We start from the raw sequence: 22,575 nt of genomic DNA, 5'->3' as shown, positions 1-22,575 counted from the left end.
ATCAACTACCCCAATCTCGGTGCGGGCCTGTCGGCGGCGGCCGGATTCGTCGGTTACGGCATCGGCGCCTCCGGCAGGCTCGGCCCCACCGCGTCCTACTACAGCCAGGGGGTGGGACCAGTGGTCGCCGGGCTCGGAGCGGGAGCGGCTCCCTTCACCCGCAATCGGCCGCCCGAGGAACCGGGCCTGCCCCTGTACAACAATCCCTCGGCAAGTACCGCCAGGCAGAGCGTCTCCAGGACCTCTCAGAGTGAGAACGGACAGGAATCCAGGAGGGGTCACCGATCCTCCGGGTCCCACTCGTCACACCACCATTCATCGACCACGGGACGTTCCTCGGAGCAGAGCTCCCAGAACCGTCGACGGGGACATGGGCGGGGCTGAGCACTCCGCACCTCGGACGGTACCCACGCCGGGCTGCCCGGACGGCTCCGCACGCCGGGCAGCCGCGGTGGCTCTCCTTCCGCTTGTGTTAAATCCACATGTCCGATCGGGAACAACCGGACGCAAACCGCGACGCGGTGCTTCCGCTTGCGGAGGGGCTCGGTAGAGTCGCACAGGTGAACGCGACGCAAGCGAAACCCCTGCACATCACCGTTTTAGGGCCGGTACGCGCCTGGCGGGAGGAGCAGGAAGTGGCGCTCGGGTCGCCGCAGCAACGAGCGGTGCTGGCCACACTGGCGCTGCGGCGCGGACGCCCTGCCACGATCGGCGAACTCGTGGACGCGCTGTGGGGCACCGAGCCCCCCAGGGGCGCGGTGACGGTGCTGCGTACCTACGTGTCCCGGCTGCGCAAGGTGCTGGAGCCCGAACGCGGCCCGGGGGCCGGCCCGCAGGTCATCGTCTCGGCCGCGGACGGCTACCTGCTGCGGGTGGCGCCCGACGCACTGGACGTGGCCGTCTTCGAGCGCCGGGTGGCCGAAGCCAAGAAGACACGCACCGCGGGCAAGCTCACGGCGGCACGGGAGCTGCTGGGCTCCGCGCTGGAGCTGCGGCACGGCAGGCCGTTGGCAGGTGTGCCCGGTCCGCTCGCCGAGTCGGAACGGCACCGGCTGGACGAGCAGTGGCTTGCCGCGCTGGAGACCCGCCTGGACATCGACCTGCGGCTCGGCCGGCACGAGGACCTGATCGCCGAACTGACCGCGCTGGCGGCGCAGCACCCGCTGCGGGAGCGGCCGCACGAGCTGCTCATGCTGGCGCTGTACCGGTCGGGCCGTCAGGCCGAAGCACTGGCGGCCTTCCACGGCATACAGCGGACCCTCGCCACCGAGCTCGGTGTCGACCCCGGTGAGGGCCTGGTCGACCTGCATGCCCGGATCCTGTCCGCCGACCCGTCGCTGCGCGCCCCCGAACCCGCGGAGTCCACCGGCCCGGCACCCGCCCCGGCCGGGCCCTCGGTCCCGGCCGCGACCCGCCCGGCCCAACTCCCCGCCGACCTGCCGGTGTTCACCGGCCGGGACAGCGAACTCGCCCAGACGCATGCCCTGCTGCCGGCCGACGGACGGCTCCCCAACGCCGTGGTGATCAGCGCGATCGGCGGCATGGCGGGTGTCGGCAAGACCACACTGGCCGTGCACTGGGCGCACGAGATCGCCCACCGCTTCCCCGACGGACAGCTCTACGTCAACCTGCGCGGCTTCGATCCGTCCGGCACCGCCATGCCACCGGACGAGGCCACCCACACCTTCCTCGACGCGCTCGGCGTGCCACCGGAACAGCTGCCCGACCGCCCCGAGGGACGTACGGCGCTCTACCGCAGCCTCCTCGCCGAACGGCGGGTCCTGCTGCTGTTGGACAATGCGCGGGACACCGAGCAGGTGCGGCCCCTGCTGCCCACCGGGCCCGGTTGCCTGGCCATCGTCACCAGCCGGAACCAGCTCACCGGCCTGATAGCCAGCGACGGGGCGCACCCGCTGACACTGACGCCTCTCCCCCTCGCCGACGCGCGGGACTTCTTGGCCCGCAGGATCGGTGCGGCACGGATGGCGGCGGAGCCCGAGGCCGCGGACGCCATCATCACCAGCTGTGCCAGGCTCCCGCTGGCCCTGGCCATCGTCGCCGCCCGTGCCGCCACCCATCCCAGCTTCCCGCTGCACGCCGTGGCCGACGAACTGCGCGACAGCCACGGCAGCCTCGACGCCTTCACCGGCGGGGACCTGAGCACCGATGTGCGGGCGGTGTTCTCCTGGTCGTACCAGGCGCTGTCCGCGCCGGCCGCCCGGCTGTTCCGGCTGCTGGCCGCCACTCCGGGACCGGACATCTCGGCGCCCGCCGCGGCCGCACTGGCAGGACTCGACCGCCGCGCCATCCGCGCTCTGCTCGCCGAACTCACCCACGCCCACCTGCTCACCGAGCACTTCCCCGGCCGCTACGTCTTCCACGACCTGCTGCGGATCTACGCCGCCGAGCAGGCCGACCGGGAGGAGACGGCACAGGAACGCGAGCAGGCCGTCGAACGCGTGCTCATCTGGTATCTGCACACCGCCGACGCCGCCTCCCGGTTCCTCACCCCGGACCGCCAGCGCGTACCACTCCTGCCACTGCTCCCCGACTGCGAACCGTTGCAGTTCACCACCTACGACCAGGCACTGAGCTGGTGTTCCACCGAACGCGCCAACCTCGTGGCCGCGATCAGCCACGCCGCCGGCACGCACCACGCCGGCATCGCCTGGCGGCTGACCGCCGTCCTGTGGGGCTTCTTCTACCTGCGCAGCCACACCAACGACTGGCTCTCCAGCAACCAACTGAGCCTGTCGGCCGCACGCCGGGCCGGCGACCGACAGGGCGAGGCCGAGTGCTGCACCGGTGTCGCCAACGCCCTCACCAATGCGGGACGCCTGGAGGAAGCCATCGCCTCCTACCAGCAAGCCCTGACATGCTGGCAGGCGCTCGGTAACGAAGTGGGTGTGTCGCGGATCATGGGCAACCTGGGAGATGTCTGTCTGCGCGCGGGCCGGTACGACGATGCTCTGGAACACCTGCAGCAGGCGCTGGAGATCGACCGCGCACACGGCCACGGGTGGGGCGAGGGCATCTGTCTGAACAACATGGGCGAAGCCCACCTGCGGCTCGGCCACCTCGACGAGGCACGCGCCTACCTGGAGGAGGCGCTGATCGTCCAGCGCGCCACCGACAACACCTGGGTCGAGGGCATCTCCCTGGACTTCCTCGGCACCGTGCACCATCAGCTCCATCATCACGACGAGTCCATCGCCCACTACCGACAGGCGCTCACCAAACACCAGGAGGTCGGCAACCGGTGGGGTGAGGCCCAGACCATCGATCACCTCGGCGACGTCTTCCTGGCCGGCGGCGACCCGGATGCCGCCCGTGCGCACTGGAGCCGTGCCCTGGCACTGCTGGAGGAGTTCAACCATCCCGACGCGGTGGGCATCCACGAGAAACTCCAGGGGTTGGGCGAGGGCTGATCACATACTCCGCCTCCTCTGCCTCTGCCTCTGCCTCTGCTCCGCAGGGTTGCGCGCCACGGCCGGCGCGGGCGTCTGCTCCCGCGGCCTCCGCTCGTCGCGGCTCCTGGCGTTGCTGTCCCTGCCGTTGTTGAGCTGGGCGAGGGAGCCCCGTGCCGAGGTCGCGAGGCGGGTCCGCGACTCCTCGGCGGACGGCTCCGGCTGCGCGACGAGGGACTTCCCGGCGAGCGTCCCGGCCAGGGGCAGCATCTGCCGGTCGTACGCGTGCGAGTAGGCGGGTACGTCGTTGATCAGCCGCCACAGGGCGCTGTCGACCGCGCTCTTGTTCGTCTCACCGAGACTGTCGTACCGGGCGTAGGCGAGCCTGTCGGGCGCCAGTTGCGGATCCGGCACCGCCTGCGCCTGCACGGTGGGAGCCGGTACCTGGGGCGGCGCGTGGAGCATGCCCTGCCAGGTGCCGGGGGGCGGGCCCTGGGAGAAGTACGGCGGCGGGGCCTGGTGGGCGCTCTCGTACGGGTTGTGGAACTGGCCGTGGTGGGGCTGCAGGAACTGTTCCTGCTGCGGCGCGGGCGGCTGACGGTCGGGGTGTTCGAGATGCCTGGAAGCCAGCCCTACAGCGCTGCGCAGGTTCTGCCAGAGCCTGCGCACCGTGCGGCGCAGTGCATCAAGGACAGCTCCCTCCACATCCTCACCCGAGCCGCCTCCCCCACCACGGTGAGGGGCACTCCCCCGGGAGGGGCGCCGCTGCTGTGCCCCCCGGGCGAGATGTTCCCTCCGGGCGAGAGTCGACGCCAGCTCGCGGTCCACGCGCTCCTGTTCGTACTCGCGCAGGTCCGCCACGATCAGTTCGTGAGCCAGTCCCTCGGCATCGAACTGTTCGGGTGGTGAATCGGCCGGCTCGGGCATGAAACCGTCCTCCTCGTGGTGAGCCGCACAGTGGGCGATCAGCGCCCACCGCACACCACGGATACGCGGGGCGACCGGTTCACCGGCTCCGCGCGGCAGCCGGTGAACCGGGGCCGCCGCGCACACGTGATGCTCCGCAGGACCACCAGCGGAAGACTCACGCAGGGAGCACCAGCATGTCCGTGACCGGCGACGACCTCTCAGCCGTGCAGCAGGAACCCGACGACGCCTCGCAGGACGCACCCCCCGGGCCGCCCCAGTTCATCCTGTACCAGGACGGGGCCGAGTACCAGGAGTCGCTGTACCAGCTCGTGCAGTGGACGCAGCACGTCCTGTTGCCCGTCTACGGCAGGGAGGTGACCTCCACCGCCCCCTGGTGCTCACGCTGGTGGGAGCACCAGGAGGCCGTCATGCAACTGCACGGCCTGTGGCTGGCCTGGGCGGCTCTGACCGGCCCGGACTCCGACATGACGGGCCCGGCCATGTGGCACCGCGACTTCCTGGGCCCGGTCATGGGCACCCTGCGGGATCCGATGGGTCCCTTCGCCGGTTGCAAGCCGGGCGCCCACCGGGCGAAGGAGGTCCCGCCGGTCGAGATGTTCGGCTGACCGACCAGGCCGTCCGTCCGCCTTTCCGTCCGTCCGGCCCGTCGCTCCCGGATCCCGGCGCCGACATCCCGCGTCGGTGCCGGCCCGGGGCCCGCCTCACGGCTTCCGGAAGGTCCACTGGTGGTCGTCGGCGTCGTCGCAGCCGAAGATCAGGAGCCTGGCCGGCTTCTTGACGGCGGCGCCCGCCACGTCGAGGCACAGGTGCCCGCTCTCCTTGTTGCGGATCCAGTACGTGCCGTTGGACCGCTTGTCGAACCACCAGAGCTGGTTGTCGCCCTTGGCTCGGCAGTGGTACTCGCTCACCTTCGCCCTGGCCGCGACGGGGCCGTAGCCGGCCAGGTCCAGGCAGAGGTTGTCCTTGACGTTGCGGATCAGGTAGAGATCGGCGCTGCCGGGACCGCCGTCCTTCTGCTTGAGGTCCAGCTTCCAGCGCTGGTTGCCGCCGAGCGCCGCGTGGGTGGTGTCGCACGCGCCCTGCATGGCCGGGCCGTCCGGCTTCCCCTTGCCCTTGCCGGGCAGGTCCAGGCACTGGCCGGTCCGCCGGTTCTGGATCATGGTCACCCCGGACGGGATCACCGGCCCGCCCGCGGCCTTATTCGTGTCGTTGCCCTTGTCGTCGCCCGAGGGCTTGTCGTCGGACGAACCCCGGCCCCCCTTGTCGTCCTTGTCGCCCTTGTCCGCAGGGTCGGAATCTCCCAGCTTCGGATCGTCCGTGGAGTCCTCGTCGGACTCACCGGGCGAGGGGGAGCCGCCGGGGAACGACGGCCGGGAGGGGCGGACCGTCCCGGACGGCCCGCGCGTGGCCTTGTCCTTCTTCCCGTCGGCCAGGGTCTTCCCGTCCGAGCCCTTCCCCTCCTGGCCGCTGGCCCCGACCACCGCGAGCGGCGTGATGACGAGGGCCACCACGGTGACCGCCACACTCGCCATCACCCAGGGCTTCTTCAGCAGGCTGGTGGGGACGAACTCCACGTCCGAGCCGCGCAATCCACGGATGCCCTTGCCCGACTTCGGGCCGCTCGTCCCTCCTCCGCCACCGGACGAACGGCCGAGTACCGCGGGGCGGGGGATCGACGGCAGGGACGGGCGCGGAATCGACGACAGCGTGGACCGCCCCTTGGCGGGCCCTCCGGCCGCCGGTCCCGGCGTTCCGACAGCACCCTCCGAGCCGACGGCCCCGACCTCTTTGCCGACCGCGCTGCCCTGCACCGGCGAACCGTCTCCGACGACCGGGCTGTGCCCGGGCGGCACGCTTCCGCCGACGGCCGGACCGGCCGTCGGCACCGGAGCCTGCCCTGCGGACGGGCCCCCCGCGACGGGCGGCTCACCCGCGGTGGCGGGGCCGCCCGTCGCGGGGGGCTCTTCCATGGAGGCGGAACCGCCGACGACCGGCGCCGCATCCACGGTTGGTGGCCCGTCCACGGTGGTGGGGCCGCCCGTAGTGGGGGGCTCGTCCGTGGCGACGGGGGTGCCCGTGCTTGCCGGGGCGCCCTCGGCCGGCGGCTCTCCGCCGGTCGCCGCACCGGCCGGGCCGGGCGCGTCCGCCGAGGAGCTGTCGGGGACGGGGGTGCCGCCCGGTGAGGGGTCGGGTTCCGGGCCCGCGAGTCGGCTGGAGCCGTCGGGATCGACCTCGACGTGGGCCGTCGCCCCGGTGGCCGGGTTGGAGATGGACGCCGTGACGGGCCCACCGCGCAACCGCGCGTACCCGTGCAGCGTGTCGAGTATCGCGGTGTCGAGCGGCTGGTCGCCGATCACCGGCACCTGTTCACCGTCGATCGAGGCGACGCCCTCGGCGTCGATGACGACTTCGAAGGGCTGCTCGGGTGGCGCTCCGGGCGCCCCCGCTTCTCCGTCCTCGCTCATGTGAACCACTTCCTGACGTTTCAGCTTGCGACGAACGAACTCACGGGTGGAAACGGGACATCGGGTGTACCGGTTCACACCGAAGACGACCGCGCTCGTCGCAGCGGGCCGGGCCCGGGACGCCAACGGGGAGCGAGCCGGGCCCGGCTCGGGCGGAGACCGAGGTGGTGACCCGCTCTCCGTCCGTCTCCACGGTGCGGGGGCCGCAGCGGTTCACCTCGCCCGGCCGCCGCCCCGGCATGCCCGCACCGCGGACCGCAGCCCCGTCACCTCTGCTTGTTCCACCGCTTGTTGGTGTTGTTGACCGCCAGCTCTCCCGGCGTCAGGTCGACGTGGACGGGGATGCCGGGCCGGCTGCCGACCTTGATGAGGAAGTTGCCGAGACCGGGCGGGTCGGCCTGCCGGTTGCGGGAGCTGTCCCACGCGGGAGGCGTCGACCAGTCGGCCAGCAGTCGCTTCTCGACCTCCGTCAGGTGCACCACCTGGCCCAGTTGCGGCATCTCGGCCGGAGGCAGCCCGGCGCACACCACCATGCCGGCGCGTTCCACGAAGCCCTTGGCCTTGATGCGGTCCTCCTCCGTGGGCAGGGCCAGCAGGTCGCCGATGGTGTGGGTGACCATGGCGAGTCCGACACCGCGCTGCCGGTCCAGGCGGGTGAGGGCGTTGACCCGGTCGACCAGGCCCCGGCCGGCCTGGAGCACCCGCCACAGTTCGTCCATGACGAGGAAGTGGTTGCGGCGCGGCTCCAGTCCGGCGTCCGCGAGAGCGTGCGCGGCGGAGACCGCGCCGAAACCGTAGGACCAGCAGGACAGCAGGGCGGCGGCCTGGAGGGTGGTCTCGCTGTCGTCGATGTGGCTGACGTCGAAGCACACGGGGCGGTCGAGCTTCATCGGCTCGGTGGTCGGGCGGGCGAAGGAGTCACCGAGCAGGCCGTCCCCGAGCAGCGCGGTCAGCGAGGCCTCCAGGTTCTCGGTGATGTCCCGGTACCGGTTGAGGTCGCCGCGGTCGAGGGCGACGGCACGCACCGATTCGGGGGCGTCCTTGATGACCTGCACCAGGTCGGCGAGGACCGGGGTGCTGCCCGGGCCGTGCCGGTCGTCGAGGACGTCCAGCGCGGCGGAGAGAATGGTCTCCTCACGGTCGCCGGGCGGCTCGGAGCGCAGGATCGTCAGCAGCGCCGAGACCATGTTCAGCCGCCGGCTGTGGGTGGCGGCCAGGAGTTGGCGGCGCGCGGAGCCGGTGAGGCGGGCCGCGGCTGCGGTGGACTCGCCCGGGTCCAGCACGTTGAGGTGCCCGCGGCCCCGGCCGAGGCTGATGACCTGCCCGCCGATCGCCCGGATGAGGTCGACGTAGTCCGGCTTGAGGTCGCCGAACACGAGCGGGTGCACGCCGTACCCGGACAGGCCCAGTGCCATGCGGCGCACGACGGTGGACTTGCCCAGCCCCGGGCGACCGAGCACGAACATCGAGGGGTTGGCCAGCAGACCCGTCCGCATGAACCAGCTCACCGGGTCGCAGCACACCGTGGCCCCGAAGTCCAGGTCGCGTCCGAGCGGCACCCCGACCATCGGTGTCCCCGCCCCGGCGCCGAACGGCCACATGCCGCAGACCTGGACGGTGGTGCCCCGCCACTCGGGCGCAGGGTCGACGTAGCCGACCATGCCGCCGCCGCGGCCGGGCCAGCCGCGCGCCGTGGGCTGCACCGGACGGGGTCCGCTCGGGCGGTCCGCGGTGCTGTCGCCGACGCCGCCGTCAGCGGCCCGGCGCGCCCCGGCCCGGCCGCTCGTTTTGACTGCCATCGATTCCTCCTGTGCTGGTGAGCGTCGGCTGTTGGTGGGCGCATCGGCTGCGGGCGGCCGGCCCTGGACATGTCGGTGGCGAGGCCGCACACCGCCGGCAGCCGACCGGCACGACTGCACCGGCGACACGGGCCGGGCCGGAGAGCACGGACGCCGCAGCCCGGTCACCGCCTCCGACGCGGGCAGGCACCGGCGAAGGTGGGCTGCGCCGCGAGCACGGGTGCCGCTACATCGCGTCCCGCACGGTCTGCGGCAGCGCGGTGTGCAGCGGCAGCACCAGGCCCAGTGGCAGTGCGGCCGCGAAGGCCGCGGCCTGGGAGCCGTAGACCGGCCGAAGAGCGATCCGGGCGGCGGGCGCCAGGTTGTCGACCGCCGCGGTCGCCCTGGGCAGTTCCTCGGCGGAGTCGACCGTCGCGGTGACGAGCATGCCGAACTGGACCAGCCCGTGCCCCTGGGCCTGTTCCTCGGCCGCCTTCCGCGCGGCCACCACCTCGGCGTCGTCGCTCGCCTTGCCGAGCGGCGACTGCTGCGCGGTGAACAGGGCGTTCTTGTAGTCCTGTTGCACGACACGGGCGCTCTCGGCGCGGCTGTGCGGGCGGTAGAGCAGGGTGACCCGCTTGCGGGCGATGTCGCGGCTGGGCTGCACCAGGCCGGTCAGCACGTTGGCGAACACCTCGCCCTGGGGAGCCTCCGTCATGGCCCAGGTGACGCTGTGCACCCCGTCGTGCCGGTAGTGGTCCCAGGCTTCCTGGGCGGCGATCGGGCCCGCCTGGTCCCAGGTCAGGCCGGTGCCGCCGGCCGCCCGTGCCTGCTCCACCAGCTGCGCGATGGTCGGGTCGTAGGCGACGCGTACCGCCTCGGTGAGTTCCGTGGCCATCATGGGCACGGCCGTTCCCGCACCGGTCATGGACAGCCCGGCGGTCAGGCCGGGCAGCCGGGTGCCGATGTGCACCGCCATCTCCGCGGCGTTGCGGCGGGGGGCGCCGGGGCGGGCGGCACCGGAGTAGGTGAGGGCGATCCGGGTACTGATCTGCGCCGAGCCGCTGGGGTAGGCGGCGACCACGTCGCGCAGCATCGTGCGGGCCAACTCGGGTGCGTCCTCGACCGCGTTGGCGTCGATCTCCTGCTGGAGGCGGACGCCCGGATCGGGTGCGGTCTCCACGGTGACAGCGGCGGCGACGAGACCGGGTTCGGTGCCCAGCGCGGAGAGCCACTGACCCCAGTGGGCCACCCAGATGTCGATCTGCCGTTCGTCGACCAGTGCCGCTCCGTCCGCGTCGCAGGAGACCACGACGGTGTGGTGGTTGGTCGCCGGGACGGTGACCACGGCGAACGGGCGCCCGTAGCCGTCCTGCGCCTCGCTCAGCGTCGACTGCGCCGCCAGGCCCGGCAGTCGGCAGCTCCCGTTCCCGGCCGGGCCCAGCGGACCGGAGCGGTAGAGGTTGCCGCCGGAGGAGGTGGTGCGCCACCAGGCCAGGCGGACGGCGCCCCGCTGCATCATGGTGCGGCCGTGCCGGTCGCGCAGGGCGAGCGGGGCCATGGCGAGAGCCAGGAGGACGGCCATCGCCAGCGCGGCCCACAGGGAGAACAGCGTCGCGAGGACGACGGCGATCAGGCCGCCGAACAGCATCAGGGTCGCGCCCAGGGACAGGCCCCGCAGTCCGGAGGCGCGCGGCTTGCGGAAGTTCCCGTAGGTGCGCGGGCCGGTTGCTTCAGTCACTGCCACGGGTTTCCCCCTGCTGGTCGTCGTGGAATCGAGAGGCCGTCGACAGCGCGGGGGCAGGCGGTTCCCCCTCGGTCGAGTCGGCGGGGTCGGCCGGGCCGGTGGGGCCCGTGGATGCCGCCGAGGACGCGTGCTGCTTGCCCGCGGCTTCCAGGGACCGTTCCGTGCGGCCCTCCGAGCCGGGGGCGGAGGCCGCGCCCGGTGGCGTCTGGGTGCCGCGTGCGCCCTGCGGGAGCCGTGCGCCGCCCGCCGTCCGGCCGGTGCTGCTCGCGCCGGTGGCCTCGGAGCGTTCCGGGCCTGCCGTCGCCCCGGCGACCGAGCGCCCCTGGGCGGGCCCGCGCAGCGGCGGTACCGCCTGCGCCCCGGTGGCCACCGCCCGGCCGCCGCCGGTCCGCCCGGACGCTGCGCCGCGGCCGAGCCCGGAGGCCGTCGCCTGGACGGCGGGCGCCGCGAGCTTCAGCAGCGCGGGCAGGGTGCAGCAGGCCAGCACCAGCAGGACGACGCCGGAGACCATGGAGATGATCTCGTTGCCCTCGCCGTCGGGGGCCGTACCGGTCATCGAGAACGCCGCCGCGTAGACGACGGCCGCGGTCGGCTTGTAGAGCACGAACGCCAGCAGCCAGCTCAGCGACTTGCGGAACCAGGCGCGCCCGGCGGGGGTCGAGCTGGCCGCGGCGGACAGCGGGAGGGTGCCGGTCAGGATCACCAGCATGGCCACCCTGACGATCATGAGGGCGATCTGCACCAGGCTGCCGACGATCACCAGCAGGGCCATGATCAGGACGAGGAAGGAGGAGTCCGTGCCGCCGAGGGCGAGCATCGCCGAGACGCGGTCGTCGAACTCGGTCACACACTGCTTGACCGGCTCACCGCTGGCACTGATCTGGCGGCAGCCGGTGGACCTGTCGATGATCCAGACGCTGAACCTGTCGCCCGCCACCGTCAGCAGGTTGACGGCGGCCACCCCGGCCGAGGAGACGACGACGAGGTTGAGCAGCCCCTGGAGTGCCTGCTTGCCGGGTTCGCTGCGCCGCTGCCAGGCGAGGTGCCCGGCCGCGACGACCAGGCACAGGACGGCGGTGAAGGAGGTGAACCACAAGGTGGAGCCGTGCAGGAAGGCCGCGGGGCCCCCGTCGTAACTGAGCTTGGGGCTCTCGATCTGCGTCCACGCGCTGCCCAGTCCCTTGACGGTGGAGGCCGCCGCCTTCGCCGCGCTGTCGACGATGTTGTCGAACGCGCTGTCGCCGAGGTCCTTGGGGGCCGTGCCCTCGCCGTCCCCCACGCAGTAGCCACCGACCGTGGGACGTACCCAGCCGAAATCGCAGCCCGCCATCACACACCACCCCACGAGACGTAACCGGCAAGGGAGTCGACCGGGGTGGGCGCGGGCGGGTCCGCCGGGTACTCCAGCCGCCAGTCCCCGCCTTGCCACAGCACCGTCGTGGTGGCCGCCTGCATCCGGCCGTCGGAGAACCGCCACACGGTCTGGAGCACCGCGGAGTCACCGGTGTAGGTGACGAACTTGAAGCCCGCGATCTGCCCCTGGGCGGCGCCGTCCCCGCCGTCGTCTCCGCCCTTGCGCTCCGCCTTGGTCCGCTCGGTGATGTAGGACTCCCGGCCCGCGCCGCGTACCTGGGCCCGGGTCACCTTCAGCCAGTCGTCGGCGGCCAGGTACCGCACGCTGATCTGACTCGTCGCCAGCAGTGCGCCGAGCGGGGTGTGCGCGTAGCAGCGTGCCACGTCCCCGCCGGCCACGGCCGGTCCGGCGGCCTTCGAGGCGGGCAGGGCGACCGTACGGAAGAGCTGCCACGTCACGCCCTCGGGGGCCGCGGTGAGCACGTCCTTGCCCGTGTCCCTCAGCCGCGGGCACGGTGCGTCCTCGTCCACGTGCTCGTTTCCGTCGTTGCCGTCCGTGGCCGTGCCCGGCGCCTCGCCGTCCGCGGTGGCACGGCCGCCCGGCCGCGCGGACGACGGCGGGGCCGAGGAGGCCGCGTCGGCGCCGCCGTCCTTCGCGGAGGAGTCGGCGGAGAACACGACCACCGCCCCGATGACGGCCACGAACCCGATGAACGCGGCCGCCAGCACGAAGCCCGTGCGCAGCCACGGACCGGACTGCTCCTCCTTGCCGGCCCGGTTGCCGGACTCTGCCATGTCCCTCCCCCTCCTTACGTTCGGCATGTGCGCTCCCGCAGCCTCCGACGTGCCGTCACACCAGGGCGCCGACGACGCCCGAGGCGGAGCCGACCAGGACGCAGGCGCCCAGCACGAAGCCGAGGCCCCGCACGTGTTCACGGCCGCCGCCCCGTGAGTGGTCCACGGCCATCCGGGCGGCGACGCCGAAGATGCCCGCGACGCACAGCGCGGTGACGGACCACGCCACCCACTTGAGGACGGTCACCAGACCGTCGGCCCCGGGTGGCGCAGCGCCGCCGCCGACGTCCGGCACCCCGGAGGGGGCGGGGTCGGCAAGGGGGACGAGGTGCTGGGAGGCGGTCGAGACGGCCGAGACGGCGGCCAACAGAGTGGACATGCGGGATTCCCCTTACAGGCTTCGGGCGAGTCGGGACAGGTCACGTGCCAACGCCGCGCACTCCCCGGGCACATGGGCAGTGGCCGGCTCACCCAACCGCCATGGCTCCACCCACGGGATCTCCCAGAGCCTGGGCACGGCACCGGAGACGAGACGCACCAGGTCGCGCAGGGCCCGGGGGCGACGGCCCGGGGCGTCGGCGACGACGACCAGACCGAGCAGTTCGACACCGGTGACCATCTGCGAGGCCCACTGCCGCGCCGCGTTCTGCGCCGCCCTCAGCCCGCCCGCGCCGGAGCGAGCGACGAGCACCACCGGCTGCGGCACCTCGGCACCGGGCCAGGCGCGGCCCGCGTCCCGGCCGCCGGGCACGGCCTGCTCCAACGTGCTGACCCCGGCGCCGCCGTGGACGCCCAGCCACCACCACGCGGGGGCCACGGCCGCCTGCGGAGCGGCGACGGGCAGCACGTGGGCGGGGCGCGGGACACCGGCTCCCTGCGGTGCCGCCGGGCCTGTCAGCGCCTCCGGCGCGGCCTGAACCGATCGCTGCGGCTCTCCGTTGTTGCCCTCCGAAGGGCGGGCCGGCGACAGCCAGGGGTTGGTAACCGGCGCATCCCCAGCCATGGCATCTCCCTTCGACACGGACGCAGCGCCGCGGCGCACTGCACGGACCGGCGAGCCGTTCCACGCGCTGCTTTCGACTTCGGGCCCACATACGGACTGTCGATCGAACCGGTTCAAGAGGAGGTGGAGATGACCACGACCACGGTGAGATGGGTGGGGGGACTCGCCGCGGGGCTGTTCGCCATGGTGGTCGGCCTGTCCGTGGTGGCGGCCGCCGACGAGGAGGAGGCAGCCGGTGCTCCACGGGGGCTCGCCACCACGCTCGATGCCAAGAGCGTGCCGGCGGAGTACCGGGAGTGGGTCGAGCGTGCCGGCAAGGAGTGCGAGGCGGTCAGCGCCCCGTTGATCGCCGCGCAGATCTCGGCGGAGTCCCGCTGGGACCCCGACGCCAGGAGCGGTGCCGGGGCCGAGGGGCTCAGCCAGTTCGTGCCCGGCACCTGGAAGACCTGGGGGGTGGACGCGGCCGGAAAGGACGGCGGCTCCGAACCGGACGGGACCGCCGACCCGTTCACGCCGGGCGACGCCATCATGACGCAGGCCCGCTACGACTGCTGGCTCGCCGGCAAGGTCAAGGCGATGGATGTGCCCGGCGATCCGACGCGGCTGCTGTTCGCCGCCTACAACGCCGGGCCCGGCGCCGTCGAGCAGTTCGGCGGCGTACCGCCCTACCCGGAGACGCAGAACTACGTCTCGAAGATCATCACGCTGATGGCCGACTACTCCGGAGACACGACGGTCGAGGACGGCGGCACGTTCGGCAACCAGGTGGTGGCCTACGCCAAGAAGTGGCTCGGCACCCCCTATGCGTGGGGCGGTGGCGGGCCCGAGGGTCCCGGCCAGGGGTTCGCCCAGGGCGCGGACACGGTCGGGTTCGACTGCTCCAGCCTGGTGCAGTACGCCGTCTACCAGGCGAGCAAGGGCCGCACGATGCTGCCCCGCACCTCGCAGGTGCAGGTCACCGAGGGCCGGGCGGTGGCACGCGACGAGATGCGGCCGGGCGACGTGATCGGGTTCGCCCTGCACGGCAGCTACGACCACATCGGCATCTACCTCGGCCACGGGCAGTTCATCCACGCGCCGAAGACCGGTGACGTGGTGAAGATCAGCGACCTCGACGACAGCTACTACGACCACATACCCCAGAAGGTGAGGCGCTTCGGATGACGCCCCTCGGTTCCCGCGCCACCGTCGCCGTGGCGGCACTCACGCTCACCGCCGCGCTCGGACTCGCCGCCACGGCGTGCAGCGCCGACGACGGTGACGGCCAGGGCGGCGCCCACAGCAAGGAGCAGGCAGGGACCGGCGCTCCCTCCCGGTCCCCGGGCGGAACCGGCTCGCCCCAGGCCGGAACGTCCCCGTCCGACTCCGCCACCCCCTCCCCCACCGAGTCCGCGTCCTCCCCGGGGAAGGGCACGCCCAAGGGAGGTGTCCCGCGACCCGAGGAGGTCGACCAGAAGAACGCCGACGCGGTCGGCAAGGGCGCGCTCACCGCGATGTGGACGTACGACACCACTGTCGACGACGGTCCGCAGGACGCGGGGGCCCGTACCGCCGAAGCGGGCTGGCTCACCCCGTCGTACGAGCGGCAGCTCCTCGCCCACCGGCCCCAGGCCGCCCCCGACGCCCAGTGGCAGGAGTGGGAGGACCACCGGGCCTGGACCGCCGTGAAGTTGGCGAAGACGGAGGACGCGGCGAAACCGGAGGACACCGACACCGTGGCCTGGCGGCAGTGGACCCTCACGACCACCCCGCACGGCCGTGACGGCTGGACGCAGAAGCCCACCTCCTCCGTGGCCTACGTCCACCTCGTCCGGAAGGCGGCCACAGGGGTGTGGCGCGTCAACGGCGTCACCGTGCGCTGACGCCGAGCACCCCGGGGATCACAACGGGCCCCGCCCGAAAGGAGCTTCATGCCCACCACGTACGAGCCCGCCGAAGTACCCGCCTGGCCGGCGTACGCCTTCGTCGTGCACGACAGCGGCCGGGTGACCGTCTCCGGTCCGCTCCTGCCCGCCGCCGAACACCCCTCCCGCGGCTCGGCCGTCGACGCGGTCGCCACGGCGGCCGCCGGCCTCGGCCGACCGGTGCGGGCCGAGGCCACCGAGCCGGACGGCGCCGTATGGCACCTGGTCATCTCGCCGGACGGAGCGGTGGGCGAACTCTCCGGCGAGGCCCCGCGCGGCCGGGCAGCCAAGCGGCGCGGCGCCCCCTCCCGAGCCACCGCCTCCGGGCCCCCGCGCACAACGACTCCGGCGCCCCTTCCGACCCCGAGCCCGGCACCGGCACCGGCACCGGCGGTGGGCTCGGCACCGGTCGCGGCACCCGCACCGGCCCAGGCACCGGTCGCAGCACCCGCGCCGACACCGGCACCGGTCGCGGCGCCCGTACCGGCACCGGTGCCCGCCACTGCTGCGACGCCGACCGTGGGCACAGCACCTGCACCGGCGCCCGCACCTGCTTCGGCACCGGTCGCGGAAACCGCACCGGCCCAGGCACCCCAGCAGGCTCCGGCACCAGCGGCGGCACCCGCGCCGACCGGTACCCCGGCGCCGGGAACAGCCACGGCGCCGGGGTCGGTTGCGGCCCCGGCTCCCGCATCGACCCCGGCACCGGCACCGGCAGCAGCACCGGCACCGGCACCGACTCCGGCACCGGCAGCAGTTGTCGCCGCGCAGGAACCGGCGGCCGCACCGGAACCGGCCGCCACCACGGCCCCCGCACCGGCTCCGGGCCCAGCCGTAGTTGCCGCCGCTCCGCCCCCCGCCGCGGTCGCCGCTCCGGTGGCGGAGGCGGCGAGTGCTCCGGCGCCGCACCTGGTGGGCGCTCCCGCCTCGGCGTCCCCCCTCACCGAGACGCCCACGCCCTCCCCGGAGCCGGCAGCCGCAGCCGCGTCCGTACCGTCCGACGAGCTGCCGGTGACGCCCGGCTCCCTCACCGACGCGATCCACCATCTCGACGCCCACGCGGCGGCGGGCCGGATGGAGCAGGCCGTCGCTCTCGCCGCACGGCTCGACGACCACGCCGCCGACAGTCTCGGGCTGTCCCACTCCGACGCCCTGCGCATCCGCGAAGCCCGCGCCCGCGTCATCGCCCTGGCGGGGGACCCCAGCGGTGCCGTACGCCTCTACCGCGACGTCGCCGAACGCTGGCTCTACCAAGGAGCCGTCGAACAGGCCGAGGCGGTGGCCGACCGCGCCTACGCGCTCTGGCTGGAGATCCCGGATCTGGACGCCGCGATCCACGCCGGAGTCGACATGGTCCGCATGCGCAACCAGATCCCCGGCGACGCGGGCAGCGGTTTCACCGCCACCCTGGAGCATCAGGCGCGGCTGGAGGCCGCCAAGGAGGCTGCCGCGCGAGCCGTGAACTCCCGGCACGCCCGCCGCGTCCCGCAGGCCGAGCCGGCCCCCGCTCAGAACGCTCCGTCCGCCGTCGCCGCGTTGTCGCCCGGCGCGCGCATGGCACTCTTCGGGCCGCGGGCGAGCGTCTGACGGAGCACGGCTTCACCGGCGTCCGTACGTCTACGGGCCGTCCGTGCCCCGCCCTGCGGGCGGGGGCACACGGTACGGACCCGAGCAGCGGATCCGCAGGCACCCGGACGTCAGGCGGGGACCGTGGCGCCCGCACCGGCGGCGGCGAGTGCCGCGTCGGTGTCGGCTGTGGCCAGGTGGGCGTTGAGGTGGGCGCCGGCCAGGGCGCCCACCGCCGCCGAGGCGCCCACCTGGGCCGTCGGGTCCGTGGCGTTGCCGGCCACCCACACGCCCGGTACGTCGGTGGTACCGGCCGGGCCGGAGGTGAAACGGCGCCCCATGCCGCCGGGCAGCTCCTCGACGGGCAGCCCCAGGCCCTCCAGCCCCTCGGCGCGTACCTGCATGGTGGTGGCGACCGCGAGGACGCGACGGGCCTCGACCCGGCCGTCGGCCAGCCGCACGCCCGCGATGCCGCCGCCGTCGGCGTCGACGACCTCGCGCACCGGGGTGTCGACGACGCGGACGGCCCGGGCAGCGAAGCGCGCGCGGGTCTCCTCGTCGAGCTCGGTTCCGTGGGTGAAGTAGACGAGGTCCTCGGTCAGTTGGCGGAACAGCAGCGCCTGGTGGACCGATACGGGGCCGACCGCGAGGATGCCGATGGGCTCGTCGCGCACCTCCCAGCCGTGGCAGTAGGGGCAGTGCACCACACCGTCTCCCCAGTGCTGCGCCAGCCCCGGCACGTCGGGCAGCACATCCCGCAGCCCGGTGGCCACCAGCAGACGGCGAGCCGTCAGGGCGCGGCCGTCGGCCGTCGCCACCGTGAAGCGCAGGTCCCCGTCGGGGCCCGGAGCAGCCGGCTCGGCCGAGACCACCTCGCCGGGAAGGACCAGGCCGCCGTAGCGGCGTATTTCCTCGCGGCCCCGCTCCAGCAGTTCGGCGGGCGGGGTACCGTCCAGGCCGAGCAGACCGTGCACGCCCTCGGCGGGGGCGTTGCGGGGAGTGCCGCCGTCGATGACGACGACAGAGCGGCGGGAGCGTGCGAGCATCAGCGCGCCGTTGAGGCCCGCGGCACCGCCGCCGATCACCACGGCGTCGACGGTCCCGTCCGGCACCGCGCCGGTCGTGCAAGCGGCAGTCGTGACATCCATGTCCTCGTCTTCCTCTCCCTCGCAGTCCCCCGTGCGGGGCACCGGCCGGTCCGGGCCCTCCACTCACGACGTTAACCGCGCCTTGCAGTGAGGGCATACAATCTTGCTCATGACGCAAGACGATGGCGATCTGGACAGCCTTGTACGCAAGCGCATCCGCGCCCTGCGGGTGGCGCAGGGCTGGTCCCTGGAGGAGCTGGCAGCCCGTGCCCGGCTCAGTCAGTCCACGCTCAGCCGGATCGAGAACGGACAGCGACGCCTGGCGCTGGACAGCCTGGTCACGCTCGCCCGCGCGCTGGACACCACGCTCGACCAGCTCGTCGAGACCGCTTCCGACGACATCGTCACCAGCCCGATGATCGACAGTGCCCACGGGCTGATGCGCTGGCCCATAAAGTACGACCCCGGCATGACCGTGGTACGCCAGCGCATGACCGAGCCGCCTCCCGACAACCCGTCACGCATGCGCGCCCACCCGGGCCGCGAGTGGCTCGTCGTCCTGTCGGGTACCGCGCTGCTCATGCTCGGCCACCGCCGCCTCCGCGTCGAGACCAACCAGGCGGCGGAGTTCCCCACGATGCTGCCGCACGCGATCGGTACCGCGGGCGGCCCCTGCGAGATCCTCGGCATCTTCGACCGCGACGCCCGCCGCGGCCACCAACGGGACGGCGACGGAAGCGACGGCAACGCCTGAGAACGGCACGACCCGCGCGCCGCCGTACGGTCCCGTGGGGAGCTCCCTTGCGCGGACGGCAGCCCGGACCCCCATCGCCTTGCGCGATCCGGAAGAAGTCGTGCCCCGCGCGCATGCGCCTCCTAGCGTGCAGGCATGACCCACTCCCACCAGTCCTCCCCCTCCCCCCAGCACGCCGCCGACGACCAGGCGGAACTCCTCGACCTGGACGCGGAGGTCCTCGCGGATCAGCTCGACACCCTCACGGCGTGGCTGCCCGTCGCGACGGACTTGCGGCAGATCGTGGACCTGGGGTGCGGGACGGGCGCCGGCACCTTCGCCCTCCTCGACCGCTTCCCCGCAGCACAGGTCACCGCGGTCGACTCCTCGGCAGCGCATCTGGAGCGCCTGCGGGACAAGGCCCGCGCCGCGGGTGTGGCCGAGCGCGTGCGCACGGTCCCCGCCGACCTCGACGCGGACTGGCCGGACCTCGGCGTCCCGGACCTGGTGTGGGCCTCGGCGTCCATGCACCACATGGCCGCCCCTGACCGCGCGCTGCGCAAGACCTGCGACATGCTCGGTGCGGGCGGCCTGTTCGCCGTCGTCGAGCTGTCCGGCTTCCCCCGGTTCCTGCCCGAGGACGCCCCGGACGACCGGCCGGGACTGGAAGAGCGCTGCCACCGCGCGAGCGACCGCTTCCACGCCGAGCACGTGCCCCACCGCGGCGCCGACTGGGGGCCGAAGCTGACCGCCGCGGGGTTCGACGTCGAGGGCGAGCGCACCCTGACCGTCCGCCTGGAGGGCTCCCCCAGCGAGGCGGTCCGCCGTTACGCCCGCGGCAGCCTGCATCGCCTCCGCACCGCCGTTGCCGCCGCACTTCCCACCGAGGACCTGGCCGCACTCGACCGTCTGCTCGACGCCGACAGCCCGGACAGCGTCCAGCGCCGCGACGACCTGACGGTACGCACGCAGCGCACCTTGTGGACCGCACACCCTGCCGGCTGAACCACCCGCGGGCGGGTGGTGACCGGCCTGTTCACCGGCGGCTTGCCGCAGCGTCGGCGACGATCTCCTGAAGCGCCGCGATGTGACCGTGGAAGGCGTCGCGGCCGGTGCCGGTGAGCCGGGCCCGCACCTTCCGGCGGCTGCCGCTGAGGCGTCGTTCGGTGGCGACGTACCCGGCTTCTTCGAGGGTCGCCAGTTGCTTGGACAGCGCCGAGTCGGACAGTTCGAGCCGTTCCTTGAGGAAGGCGAACTCGGCCCAGTCGGCGGCTGCCAGGGTCGCCACCAGCGAGAGGCGGGTGCTGGGATGGATCAGCTCGTCGAATTCGGCCGTCGTCACGCGCGCGCCCAACGCCGCAGCACACGCAGGATGTCCGGCCCGCCGAACCCGATGAGCACCGCGACCACGCCGGCCGCCCAGATGCCGGCATGGTCGGCGCCGGAGGCGTCGAGCGCCAGCGCCGCGACGAGGGTGACCCCGACGAGGACGAACAGCATGCCGACCACCACCAGCGGCGTGCGGCGGCCGGCGACCGCCGCGCTCACGCGCAGCCGGTCCGTGCGCCGGCGCCCGTCGAGCAGGCGGGAGGCGAGCACCCCGTGTCCGATGCCGAAGCCCGCGGTCGCGGCCCCCGCCAGCCATGCCGGAAGCACACTGCCGAGCACACCCAGCACGAGCCAGCCCGCCGCCATCGCCCACCAGTAGATCCGCGGAAGGCCGACCTCCTCGGCCACCTGGCGTCGGGCACGGTCGGCCACATCAAGGGCGGTGCGGGCCTGCTGCGGAGCGATGTCGTCCATGACGAGTCCTCACTTTCCTGCCGGGAAAGTGAGAGTCCCACTTTCCCGGCAGGAAAGTCAAGGAGTACGGCCGCCGGACAGGATCCGACGGCCGTACGGCAAGGGGCAGGGCGCACTCCGTGCCGCCTGCACGCGGTGCGCCGGGCGGCTCAGCCCGGCGCAACCGGTTCAGCGGATCGAGCTTCCCAGCTGTGCCCCGGGCACGGGCGCTCCCAGGTCGCTCGGCCCGAAGGAGGTGGCGTCGTCCGTCGTGAGACCCGAGTCGGTGCCACGGATCGACCACACGGCGCCGGAGGAGTCGTTCTCCTGAGTCGAGGAGACGTTGAGGTCGCGGTGTCCGTCACCGTCGACATCGACGAGGGCGCAGGCCGCGCCGAACTCGTCCTTCTCCTCCGCGACTCCGGGCACGCCCGGGGAGTCCTGGTCCAGCAGCTGGCTGCCTTCGCCGGTGACCCCCTCCTTGGAGCCGTGCAGCAGGGCGACCGCGCCCGCGTCGTTCTTGTCTCCGCTGTCCTTCCAGCTGATACCGAGGGCGACCTCGGCGCGGCCGTCGCCGGTCACGTCCGCGACCGAGACGCAGGAGCCGAGCATCTCGCCGTCCGAGGGTGCCTCGCCGGGGAAGCCTTCGAGGCTCTGGTCGAACTTCTGCCGACGGTCGGCGGACAGGCCGTCCTTCGTGCCGAAGACGACCGTGACCTCGTCGAACAGGTCGCTGCCACCGCTCACCACGAGGTCGTCGTAGCCGTCGCCGTCCACGTCGCCCGCGTCCATGTCCCCACCGCCGTCGTCCGGTCCGGTGGACACCGTGAAGCCGGAGGGGCCGCCGAGGAGGGCGTCACTGCTGTACACGCCGTCGCCCTCGTAGCGGCGGAAGGTGAGGTCCTGGCGGCCGTCGCCGTTGACATCGGCCACGCCGCGGGCCGTCGAGGGACCGCTGATCGAGGTGGCGCTGTTGTTCTCGTCGTCCCACTCGGACTTGTCCAGGAAGTCGAGCTTCTTGGCCGGGGTCCCGGACCGGGTCAGCGGGCCCTTCCACAGGGCCGCGGGCTGCTTGACCGGATCGTCGCCGCTCGACCCGGGGTCTCCCAGCAGGGCGAGGTCGGCCTTCTTGTCGCCGTCGAAGTCGCCGATCTGCGGAGTCGTTCCGTACCCGGGTATGGCGGTGCCGCCGGTGAGTCCCTCGGACGAACCCCACAGGATGACGCTGCCCGCCGAGGCGTCCGCGGAGCCGATGATCAGGTCGGCGTAACCGTCGCCGTCCAGGTCGCCCTTGCTGAAGGACTGCCCGAACTCCTGCTTGGCGGTGGCCGAACCGGGCACGCCGCTCGTCGAACGGCTCACCAGCCGCTTGTTCGAGGTATCGAGGCCCTTGGCAGAGCCGTACGTGACGGCCACGTAGCCGGCCTTCGCCTTACCGCTGACGGTGCCCCCGGGGGCGCCGCTCACCAGGTCCGCGTAGCCGTCCCCGTTGAAGTCGTCCGCCACGTCGGCCTTCTTCGCGGCCGGCTTGCCCTGCTCCGCCGTGGCACTGGCCTGCTGCGGGTGGGAGAACACCCCGGTGGCCAAACCACCGACGGTCGCCACCACCAGGGCGGCCCCGGCGGTCGTGAGGCGGGTGGCCGAGACTCTGCGGTGTCGGGCTCCACCACGCTCGGTCAGGCGTCTTACATGACTCATGCGCTGCTTCCTTCGAATGCCGGAACGGTCACGTGTCGAATGCGGTCGAAGGTCTCAAGGGCCATGCCTTGAGCTGGGCCGGCCCTCTCGTCGAGGGCACGGCCGACCCAGACTGCTGGTCTGCTACATCAGTTGAGATGACGCTCGGCCGCAATAAGTTCACGTGATTCTGCCGGTACTTGGCAGCGGGGACGAGCCGAAGCCGGCACCCCGGCGCATCGGTGCACCTCACCGCCGACCCGTCGCCCGGGACACACGCCCGGCCCATGCATCGCCTCCCCTGCGCGAGCGCTCTGTGCCAAGGTGGAGCCAACTCGCTGCGGACG

The 22,575-nt window shown here is 73.2% G+C and carries 19 protein-coding genes; 7 read left to right on the top strand and 12 right to left on the bottom strand.

What is annotated here, in order from left to right; all coding sequences use genetic code 11:
• Window positions 1-560: 560 nt before the first annotated feature.
• Complete coding sequence (locus tag H297_RS0114860; RefSeq protein WP_027737698.1) at window positions 561-3,428, top strand: BTAD domain-containing putative transcriptional regulator; 2,868 nt, start codon at window positions 561-563, stop codon at window positions 3,426-3,428.
• Here H297_RS0114860 and H297_RS43265 read toward each other — a convergent pair whose 3' ends face one another.
• Window positions 3,429-4,334 carry a hypothetical protein gene (locus H297_RS43265; protein WP_158693692.1) on the bottom strand — a complete coding sequence of 302 codons (906 nt, stop codon included), beginning with the start codon at window positions 4,332-4,334 and terminating at the stop codon, window positions 3,429-3,431.
• A 176-nt stretch (window positions 4,335-4,510) separates the two neighbouring features.
• On the opposite strand from H297_RS43265, the gene H297_RS36455 reads away from it, so the two are divergent.
• Window positions 4,511-4,942: a DUF4913 domain-containing protein gene (locus H297_RS36455; RefSeq protein WP_037794228.1), complete on the top strand. Its 432-nt coding sequence runs from the start codon at window positions 4,511-4,513 to the stop codon at window positions 4,940-4,942.
• 96 nt (window positions 4,943-5,038) lie between these two features.
• Here H297_RS36455 and H297_RS40265 read toward each other — a convergent pair whose 3' ends face one another.
• The 7 genes from H297_RS40265 to H297_RS43260 all read right to left on the bottom strand — a co-directional run bounded on the left by H297_RS40265 (window position 5,039) and on the right by H297_RS43260 (window position 13,478).
• Entirely contained in the window at window positions 5,039-6,802 is a 1,764-nt protein-coding gene (locus H297_RS40265; RefSeq protein WP_051351854.1) for an RICIN domain-containing protein, read from the bottom strand.
• Between the two features lie 266 nt (window positions 6,803-7,068).
• Window positions 7,069-8,601 carry an ATP-binding protein gene (locus H297_RS0114830; protein WP_027737694.1) on the bottom strand — a complete coding sequence of 511 codons (1,533 nt, stop codon included), beginning with the start codon at window positions 8,599-8,601 and terminating at the stop codon, window positions 7,069-7,071.
• A 226-nt stretch (window positions 8,602-8,827) separates the two neighbouring features.
• On the bottom strand, window positions 8,828-10,321 hold the full coding sequence (locus tag H297_RS0114825; protein ID WP_051351853.1) for an SCO6880 family protein: 1,494 nt from the start codon (window positions 10,319-10,321) through the stop codon (window positions 8,828-8,830).
• A complete protein-coding gene (locus tag H297_RS41665; RefSeq protein WP_051351852.1) occupies window positions 10,314-11,657 on the bottom strand; it encodes a hypothetical protein in 1,344 nt (447 codons plus the stop codon). The genes H297_RS0114825 and H297_RS41665 overlap by 8 nt, the downstream gene beginning before the upstream one ends.
• Window positions 11,657-12,475 carry a DUF8175 domain-containg protein gene (locus H297_RS0114810; protein WP_027737692.1) on the bottom strand — a complete coding sequence of 273 codons (819 nt, stop codon included), beginning with the start codon at window positions 12,473-12,475 and terminating at the stop codon, window positions 11,657-11,659. Before H297_RS0114810 ends, H297_RS41665 begins: the two co-directional genes overlap by 1 nt.
• A gap of 55 nt (window positions 12,476-12,530) precedes the next feature.
• Window positions 12,531-12,854, bottom strand: coding sequence for a hypothetical protein (locus tag H297_RS0114805; protein ID WP_027737691.1), 324 nt, complete (start codon window positions 12,852-12,854; stop codon window positions 12,531-12,533).
• Window positions 12,855-12,866: 12 nt separating this feature from the next.
• On the bottom strand, window positions 12,867-13,478 hold the full coding sequence (locus H297_RS43260) for a DUF6668 family protein (RefSeq protein WP_158693691.1): 612 nt from the start codon (window positions 13,476-13,478) through the stop codon (window positions 12,867-12,869).
• A gap of 129 nt (window positions 13,479-13,607) precedes the next feature.
• Between H297_RS43260 and H297_RS43255 the strand changes: the two genes are divergently transcribed.
• The 3 genes from H297_RS43255 to H297_RS43250 all read left to right on the top strand — a co-directional run bounded on the left by H297_RS43255 (window position 13,608) and on the right by H297_RS43250 (window position 16,969).
• Window positions 13,608-14,642, top strand: a complete 1,035-nt coding sequence (locus tag H297_RS43255) for an NlpC/P60 family protein (RefSeq protein WP_037794225.1) — start codon at window positions 13,608-13,610, stop codon at window positions 14,640-14,642.
• Window positions 14,639-15,340, top strand: coding sequence for a hypothetical protein (locus H297_RS0114790; RefSeq protein ID WP_027737690.1), 702 nt, complete (start codon window positions 14,639-14,641; stop codon window positions 15,338-15,340). The genes H297_RS43255 and H297_RS0114790 overlap by 4 nt, the downstream gene beginning before the upstream one ends.
• Window positions 15,341-16,258: 918 nt before the next feature.
• Window positions 16,259-16,969 carry a hypothetical protein gene (locus H297_RS43250; protein WP_158693690.1) on the top strand — a complete coding sequence of 237 codons (711 nt, stop codon included), beginning with the start codon at window positions 16,259-16,261 and terminating at the stop codon, window positions 16,967-16,969.
• Window positions 16,970-17,079: 110 nt separating this feature from the next.
• Here H297_RS43250 and H297_RS0114780 read toward each other — a convergent pair whose 3' ends face one another.
• A complete protein-coding gene (locus H297_RS0114780) occupies window positions 17,080-18,096 on the bottom strand; it encodes an NAD(P)/FAD-dependent oxidoreductase (RefSeq protein ID WP_027737689.1) in 1,017 nt (338 codons plus the stop codon).
• Window positions 18,097-18,205: 109 nt separating this feature from the next.
• On the opposite strand from H297_RS0114780, the gene H297_RS0114775 reads away from it, so the two are divergent.
• The gene (locus tag H297_RS0114775) at window positions 18,206-18,790 is read left to right on the top strand and encodes a helix-turn-helix transcriptional regulator (protein ID WP_027737688.1); all 585 of its coding nucleotides are present in this window, start codon (window positions 18,206-18,208) and stop codon (window positions 18,788-18,790) included.
• Between the two features lie 135 nt (window positions 18,791-18,925).
• On the top strand, window positions 18,926-19,774 hold the full coding sequence (locus H297_RS0114770; protein WP_027737687.1) for a class I SAM-dependent methyltransferase: 849 nt from the start codon (window positions 18,926-18,928) through the stop codon (window positions 19,772-19,774).
• A 31-nt stretch (window positions 19,775-19,805) separates the two neighbouring features.
• Here the strand turns inward: H297_RS0114770 and H297_RS0114765 are convergent, their stop codons facing one another.
• The 3 genes from H297_RS0114765 to H297_RS0114755 all read right to left on the bottom strand — a co-directional run bounded on the left by H297_RS0114765 (window position 19,806) and on the right by H297_RS0114755 (window position 22,249).
• Window positions 19,806-20,111: a transcriptional regulator gene (locus H297_RS0114765; protein WP_027737686.1), complete on the bottom strand. Its 306-nt coding sequence runs from the start codon at window positions 20,109-20,111 to the stop codon at window positions 19,806-19,808.
• Window positions 20,108-20,572, bottom strand: coding sequence for a hypothetical protein (locus H297_RS0114760; RefSeq protein ID WP_027737685.1), 465 nt, complete (start codon window positions 20,570-20,572; stop codon window positions 20,108-20,110). Before H297_RS0114760 ends, H297_RS0114765 begins: the two co-directional genes overlap by 4 nt.
• A 168-nt stretch (window positions 20,573-20,740) precedes the next feature.
• Entirely contained in the window at window positions 20,741-22,249 is a 1,509-nt protein-coding gene (locus H297_RS0114755) for an FG-GAP repeat domain-containing protein (protein WP_027737684.1), read from the bottom strand.
• Window positions 22,250-22,575 lie beyond the last annotated feature (326 nt).

The organism is Streptomyces sp. CNT360, from assembly GCF_000424785.1.
Note: the sequence above shows the minus strand (reverse complement) of the source record. Positions and strands in the feature narration are given on the sequence as shown.